Here is a 10555-nt window from a genome sequence, read left to right as displayed (position 1 = left end):
GAGCCGGTGGCCGTGGAGCCCGCCGCGACGCCGCTCGACTGAGCCGAGGCGGCGCGGCCGTTCGGCCCGCCGCCTGCGACAGCGCCCGGCGGACCGAATGGCCGCGGGTGTGGCAGTTCGGCGATGGTTTGCACGCGGGTAACGCATGTCGAGATTCGCCGATCGGTAGTGGTCTACGACAGTGAGAGCGAGTTCGGCTGCCGACGACCGGTCTGCTCGGAGGAACACCACCGGTTGCGCTGCTATCCGGCGAACTCGTCGGCGAGGGTGTTCCAGAACATGAGTTCGTAGTTCTGGAAGAGTCTGGCGTACAGGTGGGCGTCGTTCGGATTCAGTCGTCCGGTGTCGATTCCGGCCTGGATTGCGGCGAGGGCCCGCTGTTCGTATTCGTGGTTATCGGCCGCGAAGAAGTCGAAGAATGCGCAGGCCGGGTCGTCGAACTCATAGTTGGTGCGCATGCTGTCGGCGACCACACGGCAGTAGCGGCCGAAGGCGGCGACATTCGCGTAGATACCGGCAGTCGCTGCGGAGGGTTCGGCGTTGAGCGCCAGCCACGCGACATAAGCGGGATAGGCCTGACAACCCGCCCTGGGCGGCTCCATGCCCTGATCTGGTCCGGCCGCCGCCACGAGTGCGTCCAGCAGAGCCAGTGCCTGCCGCTCGCCGGGCGGGAGGCCGTCGAGGAACGCTCTGACGTGCGGGTCGTCCGCCCGCGCCGCCATGGCGTGGAAGCTGCGCCAGTCGCTGCTGGTGATGCGCTGTTCCTCGGCGGCGATCGCCGCGAATACCGCGCGTGGCGCCTCGCCCACCGAGATGAGCGGAACCATGCGATTGTCGTCGTCGTGCGGGGCCAGCTCGGCCTGGATCCCGTAGAGCAGGTCACGAGCGGTAAGGGGCATCGGGAACCTCCCAGTGGGGATGCTTCCATTCAAGCGCTGTTGGCCCGCCCGCGACAGGTGTTCAGTCGCCGTGCTCGGCATCCCGGTGTCGGCGCGCGTCGGCGATGCGGTCCTTGTGCTTGCGCGACCAATCGGCGAGTGCTCCGATGGCCGCGGCCAAGCTCTGGCCGGTCTCGGTGAGCCGGTATTCGACCTGCGGTGGGATCGTCGGGTACGCGATCCGCTCTACCATGCCGTCGCGGTACAGGCGCTTGGCGGCCAGTCTCGGCATCCGTTGCAGCGGCCCCGGTAGAGCGTGCGGTACTCCGGCCGCGATGGCCCAGCTAGCGTTTTCCCTCGAGATGGTTGCCGCAGGCTCACGCGCTGACGACCGTTGAGTCTATGGAGTCGAGCCGACACGCGGCAGGTCCAATGGCGGTAGCGGGCGGCGGCAGATCTCGTGGGCTTCCTCGGAGGAGAGCCCGAACATGCGCAGCAGGTCCTCGGCCACCTGGTCGGCGGCTTCGGCGTCGTCGCGTTCGGGATGGTCGTGCAGCAGGCGTCCGAGGCACAGGGCCGCGCCGGCGACGATGGTCATCGCCAGTTCCGGGTCGCGGATGTCGAAGCGCCCGGCTGCGGCCGCGGCCTCGATGTCGCGGCGTGCGCGGGGCGCCAGCCCGCGGTCCGAGTTCGCCAGGCCGAGCCCGTCATTGAGCAAGACCTTGCTGAGGGTGGGATGCAGGCGGTGCAGGCGGCCGGTGAGGCGGAAGCTCTGCGCGAAGACCTGAGCCGGATCCTCGACGTCTTCACACAGCAGATCGAGCAGTGCGCCGTACCGGTCGAGTGCCTCCTCGACGGCAGCATGGAACAGCTCCTCGCGGCTCTGGAAATGGTTGTAGAACGATCCCATGCCGACGTCGGCGGCCTGGGTGATCTCGAGGATCGGCACGTTGATCTTGCCCTCGGCCAGCAGTGATTGCGCCGCGCCGACCAGCGCGGCGCGCGTGCGGGCCTTGCGGCGTTCCAGGCGATTGGGTTGGGACCCGTTGGGCGTGGTCATCGATGCATCTCTCCTACTGGACAGGCTCACCATCATAGCCGCTCGATTCAATTTTGACGGAATCGTCAGATGGTATTGACTGACGGCGCGCTCGTGAGTGACGATATCGTCAGTACTTGGAAGGGAGTGGTCGAATGAGCGGCCATCGCGATGTACACAGCGGTCTGCACAGCGAGCAGGGGGCGCACGCGGGTGAGCATCCGGGCCGGGCGCGCAACCCCGTGATCAAGGTGCTGGACTTGGCGTGGCTGGAGTTCGAGAAGCCCGATCTGGACGGGGCGGAGGCTTTCGCCCACGCCTTCGGGTTCGCGACCGCCATGCGGACGGCCGACGAGTTGCAGCTGCGCGGGACCGATCCGGGCGCGCCCTGCGCGCTCATCCGGCGTGGTGTCCGCTCGCGCTTCGTCGGTCCGGCCTTTCGTGCCGCCGATTCCGCCGATCTGCTGCGACTGGCCGCCGCGACCGGTGCGCGAGCCATGCCATTGCCGGAATCTGTGGGCGGACTGACCGTCGACCTGGCCGATCCGAGCCGCCTGCGGGTGCGAGTGGTCGCCGAGACCCACGAACTGGCGGCTTCGCCGGCGCAGCGGCCCCACATCTTCAACGTCGGGCACAAGGTGGTCCGGGTGAATGCCACGCAGCGACCGCTGCGTGCACCCGCACGCGTGCGCAGGCTCGGACACGTGGTGATCCAGTCGACGCGATACCGCGAAACCCTCGACTGGTATCTGCGGAATCTGGGCCTGATCGTCAGCGACTTCCTCTATTACCCGGGCCAGCGGGAGCGCGGTCCGGTCATGAGTTTCATGCGCTGCGACCGAGGTTCGGTACCGGCCGACCACCACACGCTCGCGCTGACGCTCGGGCCGTCGAACCGCTATGTGCACTCCGCGTATCAGGTCGCCGACCTGGACGCGCTCGCTGCCGGTGGTGAGTATCTGCGCGAACAGGGTTACCGCCGATCGTGGGGGATCGGCCGCCATATCCAGGGCAGCCAGATATTCGACTACTGGCGTGATCCCGACGGGTTCATGGTGGAGCACTTCAGTGACGGGGACATGTTCGATTGCACCCTGGAGCCGGGCTGGGCGCCGATGAGCGCTTCCGGTCTTGCGCAGTGGGGCCCGCCCGTGACCAAGGACTTCCTCGGCATCAAGCCCGGAGCCGAATCGCTGCGCGAACTGCGCTCGATCGTCGACGCGCTGCGTGAGGACAACGAATTCGATATCCGCCGCCTGCGCGGCCTGTTGAAAGTGGCCAACTCATGAGCACATCCATCCTCCGCACCGTCGACGCCTGGTGGGTGCAGACCCCCGCCGGTGCCGCCCGCATCGATACCACCGCGACGACCACGCGGGAACTGCTCGCCGATCGTGAGGCGATCACCGCAGCCGCATCCGGCACGGAAACCGTGGCCGTGAAGAGCCTTGCGCTGATCTCACCGGTGACCGCGCCGTGTCGCGTGGTGGCGCAGATGACGAACTTCGCCTCCCACGTGAAAGACTCGGGGATGGACCCGGAGACGGTGCCGCTGACGTTCTTCCGCAAGGCGTCCGGATCGATCAGTGGACCCCATGACGACGTCATCCGGCCCGCGCATGTGCGGCTGCTCGACTACGAGGTGGAGATCGGCCTCGTGTTCGGTCGCGAGATGCCGGTCGGCTCTGATGTCTCGGCGGAGAACCTCGCCGATTACGTCGCGGGCCTGGTGGTTGCCAACGACATCTCGGCGCGCGACGTGCAGCTGCCGAAAACCCAGTTCTACGAGGCGAAGTCGTATCCGACCTTCACCCCGGTCGGCCCGGCGCTGGTGCTGCTCGACGCCGATGAGCTGAAGCGGTTCGGAGATCTGCGGCTGCGGCTGTGGGTCAACGGCCAGGTGCGCCAGGACATGACGGTCGCGGACATGATCTACCGCCCGGTCGAGACGCTGCGCGCGCTGACCCGATTCCAGCGCATGGACGCCGGGGATCTGCTGCTCACCGGAACCCCGATCGGCACCGCGCTCAGTGCCCCGCCCAAGCCGGTGGAGATCATCGGCTCGCTGCTGCCGCCGAAGGTCAAGTGGAAGCTGTTCTTCCAGGGCCAGGCCAAGAACCCGAAGTACCTGAAGGACGGGGACGTGGTCGAGGCCGCGATCGGCACCGACGACGGCGCCATCGACCTGGGCCGCCAGCGCACGGTCGTGAGGTACGCCCGATGACCGACAACACGACCCTCGAGACCTCGACCGAGGACGTGCTGCCGGCCGACGTGCACAGGTACGCGAACCTGGCGGCGCTGTTCCACACCGGCGGCACGACGGGTGTGCCGAGGCTTGCACGAGCGCGCCGCCGCCCCCAAGACGGCTCCATCCTCGCCTCGCTGCCCGTCACGGATGTCGGAAAGCCCGGCAAGCTGGGCCTGCGCGCCGATGCCACACGGCGCGAACTGCTCTACGCGCTCGCCGAGACCACCGGTGTGGCCGGTATCTCCGCCGCGGTAGAGGACGGCGCGATCGTCGCCACCGTCGTGCTGGACTCCGGTGCCGACCCAGCCGTGGCCGAGGCGATCCCGGGCCGCTATGCGATCGACGCGAGAGTCGGGGTGCGGCAATGAAAACCGTTGCGAGGGTGCTCGGGGGCGTGCTCGCAGCCGAATTCCTGTCCCTCGGGGCGGCCAAGGTCGCGGCGGTCGAGTCGATGCGCGAGCGTGCGGTGCATCTCGGATACTCCACCACCGCTTATCGCGGCATCGGCGCGGTCGAACTCCTCGCGGCCGGTGGGGTGCTGCTGGGACCGGTCCGTCCCGCGATCGGCCGGGCTGTCGGGGCGGGGCTGGTGCTGCTGATGACCGGTGCGGTCGCCAGTCATCTCCGACACGGCGATGGCGCAACCGAAATCGCGCCCGCGGCCGGTACGGCTCTGGTCGCCGCGGCCTACGTGGCCACGTCGACCGGTGGATCCCGATGACTTCGCCGACAGTTCCGGTGGCGATCGTCGGAGCGGGCCCGTCCGGGCTCACCGCGGCCACGCTGCTCGCCCAATACGGCATCGAATCGCTGGTCCTCGAGCGGTGGGAGGGCGTCTACCCGCAGCCGCGCGCGGTCCATCTCGACGGTGAGATCCGGCGGATCGTGGAACGTCTCGGCATCGGGCCGGGGTTCGACGCGATCTCCCGGCCCGCCCCGGGGTTGCGCCTGGTAGATCCGCGGCATCGGGTGCTGGCGCAATTCGACCGCGATCCGACCGGGGGCCGCAATGGATTCCCCGAAGCCAACCTGTTCGACCAGCCGGAGCTGGAGGCGCTGTTGCGGGCCAATCTGGCACTGCATCCGGCCGTCTCGCTGCGCGGCGGTGTCGAAGTCACCGGGCTGACGGTGGAGAAAGACTGTGTCCGAGTCGATCTCGAAGACCGTGCCACCGGCGCGTCCGAGTCGGTGCGCGCCCGCTACGTGCTGGGTTGCGACGGCGCGAACAGCCTGGTGCGCACCGCGATCGGCGCGCGCATGCGGGACTTGCGATTCGAGCAGCGCTGGCTGGTCGTCGACATCGCGACCACGGTCGATCCTGGGCACTGGGGCGGCGTGCATCAGGTATGCGACCCGCGGCGAGCCGCGACATACATGCGCATCGGCACGACGCGCCACCGGTGGGAATTCCGTTTGCGGCCCGGCGAATCCGCCGACGACTACCGTGATCTGGCTCGACTGTGGCCCCTGCTGGCCCCATGGCTGGCGGACGCCGACCGCGAGGGCTTGGAGCTGGTCCGGGTGGCGGAGTACACCTTCCGCGCGCAATCGGCCGACCGATGGCGTGCCGGACGCGTATTCCTGCTCGGCGATGCCGCCCACCTCACCCCGCCGTTCATCGGGCAGGGCATGGGCGCGGGCGTGCGCGATGCCGCCAACCTCAGCTGGAAGCTGGCCGGGGTGCTGCGCGGCGAGCTGCCGGAGTCGATACTCGGCACCTACGAAACCGAGCGCAAACCGCACGCGCACACGATGATCCGGCTGGCCAAGCTCACCGGCCTCACCATGACCGAGGGCGGCGAACTGGGCAATCGACTGCGCGGCCTGCTCGCTCCGCGACTGCACCGACTGCCCGGGCTGACCCGGACGATCATCAGCGGAGAGTCACCGCCGCTGCACCGCTCCGCGCTGGTGGCCGCACCGCCGCTGCGTCGAGGTCTGGCCGGACGGCTGGTCCCGAACGAACGGATGGCCGACGGGCGCCGGGTCGACGACCTCATCGCCGGGCGCTACGCCATCATCACGACATCGGCCCCATCACCGGTCGAGGCGGCGACCGTCGAACAGCGCGGCGGTGTGGTGGTGCGGGCCGTGCCGGGCACCGCGCTGCACCGCTGGCTGCGCGGCGGGCGCGCCGACGCCGTGCTCGTCCGCCCCGACGGCACCGTGCAGACCTGCGGGAGAACGCTGTCGGATCTGTCCTCGTCACTGCCGAGTTTCGCGCCGAGTGCACGTCCGGCGTAGACCGGCTCGTAGGACTGTTTCGAGGTCGGGCCATCCGGTAGGCGCCTGGAACGGCAGCCGGTCGGTGTGCCGTCGCAGGATGGCGTCGGCGCGAGCATCTGCCTGCCGGATGTGTCCGTCGCCGGAAGCATGCGTTCGGGTACCGCGAACAGACGCAAGGTTCGGCCGTCGAATGTCCAGTGCCAGGGTTGGCTGTTGTGCAGCGACGGCGCCCGCCCGGCGAGCAAGACGGTCTTCTCGATGGTTTCCCCGGGCGGTGGCTGGTTCATACCGTCACGGTAGGGACCGAGAGGCGGCGTCCGGAGGAGTCGTAGGTCCCGAATCTCACCTGTAGGTGGTCCCCGGTCGGCCGAGTGCCATGGGACCTCGGCCCCTAGACGGGAGGCTTCGGTCCGTTCAGGCTGAATGTGTGGGAAAGGGTGCCACGGCGGTCCCGCCGATCGACGCACGCAGGCACGACGCGGTGATCTTCGATATGGACGGGGTGGTCACCGACAGCGCGTCGATGCACGCCGCGGCCTGGACGGAATTGTTCGATTCGTTCTTGAACCAACGCCCCGCGGGTGCCGGGCAGGACCGCTCACCGTTCACCAGGGACGATTATCTACGGTTCGTGGACGGCAAACCGCGTTATCGGGGTGTCGCTGATTTCCTCGCCGCGCGTGGAATCGCACTGCCTTGGGGGAGACCGTCCGATCCGGACCGGGCTGAGACGGTGTGCGGGCTGGGCAACCGGAAAGATCACCTTTTCCTGGCGCTGGTCGCGCGAGAGGGAGTTCGAGTATTCGAATCGACCGTCGCACTGGTGCGGCGCCTCGGCGAGGCGGGCATTCGTACCGGCGTGTTCTCCGCCAGCCGTAACTGCGCGGAAGTGCTCACGGCAGCCGGTGTCTCCGACTTGTTCACCGTGCGAGTGGACGGCATCGATGCCGAGAAGCTGGGCCTGCCGGGGAAGCCCGATCCGTCGATGCTGCTGGAGGCGGCCAGGCGGCTCGGCGCCGAACCGGATCGGACGGTGGTCGTGGAGGATGCCGAGGCGGGGGTCGCTGCCGGTCGCAGCGGAGGTTTCGCGCTGGTTCTCGGCGTCGACCGGCACGCGGGCGCCGATCGGCTCCTGGCGCATGGGGCGGACTTCGTTGTCGCCGACCTGGCGCAAGTGCGGTTACGTGGCGGCTTCCGGCGGATGTCGGAGGTCCCCGACGCCATGGCGTGCTGGTCGCGCATCGTGGATCTCCTGGGCGGCGAGAAGCCCGCTGTCCTACTGGATTTCGATGGCACAGTGGCCGAGATCGTCGCCGATCCCACCGCCGCCGAACCCGTCGACGGCGTGGCCGCGGCTCTGACGACGCTTGCCACGCAATGCCCGGTGGCGGTCATCAGCGGACGTGATCTGGACGACCTGCGGGACCGCGTGGGTGTCGACGGCATCTGGTATGCCGGTAGCCACGGCTTCGAACTGATGGCCCCCGACGGCACCCGGCATGTTCACGATGCCGTGCCGGGAGCGGAGCGAGCCCTCGCCGAAGCCGCGGGTGAACTACGCCGGAGATTGGACGACATCCCGGGAGCGCTGGTCGAGCACAAGCGCTTCGCGGTCGCGGTTCATCACCGCAATGTGGCGACCGAGAACGTCGCGCGGGTGATCGCCGCGGTACACGAGGCCGGACACGCGGCGGGTCTGCGTGTGACGCACGGCCGTCGCGTCACCGAATTGCGACCGGACGTGGACTGGGACAAGGGCGCCGCGTTGCGGTGGATACTCGATCGTCTCACCGTCCCGGTGTCGCCGATCTATCTCGGGGACGACCTGACCGACGAGGATGCTTTCGATGCCGTCGAAGCCGACGGCATCGCCATCGTGGTGCGTGCCGAAGAGACCGGTGACCGGCACACCGCTGCCCGTTACACGGTCGCCGGACCGCGACAGGTTCGCGCTTTCCTCGAGCGGCTGGCGGAATTGTCGCGCGCCGAATCGGATGCCATCGTGCCGGAGTCGTGGACGCTCACCTTCGACGGGTACGACGCGGGGGAGGAGAAGCTGCGCGAGGCGCTGTGCACGCTCGGGAACGGTTACTTCGCGACCCGCGGGGCAGCACCGGAAACCGTCGCGGGGGCGGTCCACTATCCGGGTACTTATGTCGCCGGGGTGTACAACCGGCTCTCCGACGAGATCGCCGGGCACGTCATCGACAACGAGAGTCTGGTGAATCTGCCGAACTGGCTGCCGGTGACCTTCCGAATCGACGGCGGCGACTGGTTCGACATCGATGCCGCCGAATTGGTGTCATACCGGCAGCAACTGGATCTGCGCCGGGCCGAACTCGTACGGCAATTCCGCTTTCGCGACGCCTCGGGGCGGATCACCGCGGTATCGCAACGCCGCTTCGTCGCCATGCACCGCCCGCATCTGGGCGGATTGGAAGCGACGATCACCGCCGAGAACTGGTCGGGCACCGTTCGAATCCGCTCGGCGATCGAAGGAAGGGTGCGTAACCATTTGGTGCAGCGCTACAGCGCCCTCTCCGGAACGCACCTGACCGTCGAGCACGCGGTAGCCCGGTCCGACGATTCGGCGCTGCTCGCGGTGCGGACCAACTCATCCGCCATACCGGTGGCGATCGCGACGCGCAGCACCTTGCGCCGCGGCCGGGAACCGGTCCGCCCGCCGAGGGAATTGATCGACCGAGACGGATTGATCGGCCACGAGTACACCGTCGACGTCACAGCCGGGGAGCGGGTGACGGTGGAGAAAATCGTGGCGGTGTTCACCGGCCGCGACAACGCGGCCGCGGGCCCGGAGGAAGAAGCTGCCCGGACGATCGCCGGCGCAGGCGGTTACGCGGATCTGTTCGCGGGTCATGTCGTGGCGTGGGAGCACTTGTGGGCGCGGCTGCGCATCGATCTGCACGGTGCGCGAGACGCGACGCGGACCGTGCGTTTGCACTTGTTGCATCTGACGCAGACGCTTTCGCCGAACACCACAGACATGGATGTGGGTGTACCCGCGCGCGGCTTGCACGGCGAGGCGTATCGCGGTCACGTGTTCTGGGACGAGCTGTTCGTCTTTCCGGTGTTGAATCCACGTTTTCCGGGCTTGACGCGCTCCTTGTTGCGCTACCGTTATCGCCGCCTGCCCGAGGCCCGGCGGGCAGCCGCGGACGCGGGACTGGCCGGGGCGATGTTTCCGTGGCAGTCCGGCAGCGACGGTCGTGAGGAGAGCCAGCGGCTGCACCTGAATCCGTTGTCCGAACGGTGGAATCCGGATCCGAGTCGACGCGCGCACCACATCGGTATCGCGATCGCCTACAACGTCTGGCAGTACTACCAAGCCACCGGCGATGGCGAGTTCCTCGTCGAGTGCGGCGCGGAGGTATTGGTGGAGGTAGCTCGTTTCTGGTCCAGCCTGGCCGCCTACGACGCTGGGCGCGAGCGTTACACCATCCGCGGGGTGATCGGCCCTGACGAGTTTCATTCCGGCTATCCGGACGCGCCCGACGCCGGTATCGACAACAACGCCTACACGAACGTGATGGCGGCTTGGGTGATCCTGCGCGCGATCGACGCGCTCGCCCTGCTGGCTCCGCGCGAGCGGTCGGAGTTGCTGGAGAAGTTGTCGGTGCAGCCGTCGGAAGCGGAGCACTGGCCCGTTGTGGCTCGGCGGATGTATGTGCCGTTCCATGACGGAGTGATCAGCCAGTTCGAGGGATACGAGCGACTGGCCGAGCTGGATTGGGACCATTACCGGCGGCGCTACGGGAACATCCAGCGGCTGGACCGGATACTCGAGGCAGAGGGCGACGACGTCAACCGCTATCGGGCCGCCAAACAGGCTGATGTGCTGATGCTCTTCTACTTGCTGTCCGCCGACGAACTTCGAGAACTGCTGGCCCACCTCGGCTACGACCTGCCCGGCGAGATGATCCCGCGGACCATCGACTACTACCTGGCGCGCACGTCGCACGGCTCGACCCTCAGCGCGCTGGTGCACGCGTGGGTGCTGGCGCGGGCCAACCGGGATCGCGCCGTGGAGTTCTTCGATCAGGTGCTCGGCTCCGACGTCGCCGATATCCAGGGCGGAACCACCGCGGAGGGAATTCACCTCGCGGCGATGGCGGGCAGCGTCGACTTGCTGCAACGGTGTTT

The 10555-nt window shown here is 68.1% G+C and carries 9 protein-coding genes; 6 read left to right on the top strand and 3 right to left on the bottom strand.

Annotated elements, in window-relative coordinates; translation table 11 throughout:
* Positions 1 to 242: 242 nt before the first annotated feature.
* The 3 genes from NB3_RS18430 to NB3_RS18420 all read right to left on the bottom strand — a co-directional run bounded on the left by NB3_RS18430 (position 243) and on the right by NB3_RS18420 (position 1938).
* A complete protein-coding gene (locus NB3_RS18430; protein ID WP_067804660.1) occupies positions 243 to 899 on the bottom strand; it encodes a transcriptional regulator in 657 nt (218 codons plus the stop codon).
* A gap of 61 nt (positions 900 to 960) precedes the next feature.
* On the bottom strand, positions 961 to 1215 hold the full coding sequence (locus tag NB3_RS18425) for a winged helix-turn-helix transcriptional regulator (RefSeq protein WP_280516590.1): 255 nt from the start codon (positions 1213 to 1215) through the stop codon (positions 961 to 963).
* Between the two features lie 63 nt (positions 1216 to 1278).
* Positions 1279 to 1938, bottom strand: a complete 660-nt coding sequence (locus tag NB3_RS18420; RefSeq protein ID WP_067804653.1) for a TetR/AcrR family transcriptional regulator — start codon at positions 1936 to 1938, stop codon at positions 1279 to 1281.
* 134 nt (positions 1939 to 2072) lie between these two features.
* Here NB3_RS18420 and NB3_RS18415 point away from each other — a divergent pair, with 134 nt between their 5' ends.
* The 6 genes from NB3_RS18415 to otsB all read left to right on the top strand — a co-directional run.
* On the top strand, positions 2073 to 3206 hold the full coding sequence (locus NB3_RS18415) for a VOC family protein (protein WP_067804650.1): 1134 nt from the start codon (positions 2073 to 2075) through the stop codon (positions 3204 to 3206).
* Complete coding sequence (locus tag NB3_RS18410; RefSeq protein ID WP_067804647.1) at positions 3203 to 4141, top strand: fumarylacetoacetate hydrolase family protein; 939 nt, start codon at positions 3203 to 3205, stop codon at positions 4139 to 4141. Before NB3_RS18415 ends, NB3_RS18410 begins: the two co-directional genes overlap by 4 nt.
* Positions 4138 to 4536: a hypothetical protein gene (locus NB3_RS18405; RefSeq protein ID WP_067804645.1), complete on the top strand. Its 399-nt coding sequence runs from the start codon at positions 4138 to 4140 to the stop codon at positions 4534 to 4536. The genes NB3_RS18410 and NB3_RS18405 overlap by 4 nt, the downstream gene beginning before the upstream one ends.
* Positions 4533 to 4889, top strand: coding sequence for a DoxX family protein (locus tag NB3_RS18400; protein ID WP_067804642.1), 357 nt, complete (start codon positions 4533 to 4535; stop codon positions 4887 to 4889). The genes NB3_RS18405 and NB3_RS18400 overlap by 4 nt, the downstream gene beginning before the upstream one ends.
* A complete protein-coding gene (gene mhpA / locus NB3_RS18395) occupies positions 4886 to 6412 on the top strand; it encodes a bifunctional 3-(3-hydroxy-phenyl)propionate/3-hydroxycinnamic acid hydroxylase MhpA (protein ID WP_067804639.1) in 1527 nt (508 codons plus the stop codon). Before NB3_RS18400 ends, mhpA begins: the two co-directional genes overlap by 4 nt.
* Positions 6413 to 6887: 475 nt before the next feature.
* Positions 6888 to 10555 (top strand): trehalose-phosphatase (gene otsB / locus NB3_RS18390; RefSeq protein WP_244891958.1); only part of this gene is annotated, 3668 nt, incomplete at its 3' end.

Origin of the sequence: Nocardia beijingensis NBRC 16342 (assembly GCF_001612785.1) — a bacterium.
Lineage (GTDB): Bacteria > Actinomycetota > Actinomycetes > Mycobacteriales > Mycobacteriaceae > Nocardia > Nocardia beijingensis.
Note: the sequence above shows the minus strand (reverse complement) of the source record. Positions and strands in the feature narration are given on the sequence as shown.

What these genes read in the sequence shown, in the direction of transcription:
- NB3_RS18430 (WP_067804660.1), bottom strand. Translation starts at nt 899, where the DNA reads ATGCCCCTTACCGCTCGTGACCTGCTCTACGGGATCCAGGCCGAGCTG.
- NB3_RS18420 (WP_067804653.1), bottom strand. Translation starts at nt 1,938, where the DNA reads ATGACCACGCCCAACGGGTCCCAACCCAATCGCCTGGAACGCCGCAAG.
- NB3_RS18415 (WP_067804650.1), top strand. Translation starts at nt 2,073, where the DNA reads ATGAGCGGCCATCGCGATGTACACAGCGGTCTGCACAGCGAGCAGGGG.
- NB3_RS18410 (WP_067804647.1), top strand. Translation starts at nt 3,203, where the DNA reads ATGAGCACATCCATCCTCCGCACCGTCGACGCCTGGTGGGTGCAGACC.
- NB3_RS18405 (WP_067804645.1), top strand. Translation starts at nt 4,138, where the DNA reads ATGACCGACAACACGACCCTCGAGACCTCGACCGAGGACGTGCTGCCG.
- NB3_RS18400 (WP_067804642.1), top strand. Translation starts at nt 4,533, where the DNA reads ATGAAAACCGTTGCGAGGGTGCTCGGGGGCGTGCTCGCAGCCGAATTC.
- mhpA (WP_067804639.1), top strand. Translation starts at nt 4,886, where the DNA reads ATGACTTCGCCGACAGTTCCGGTGGCGATCGTCGGAGCGGGCCCGTCC.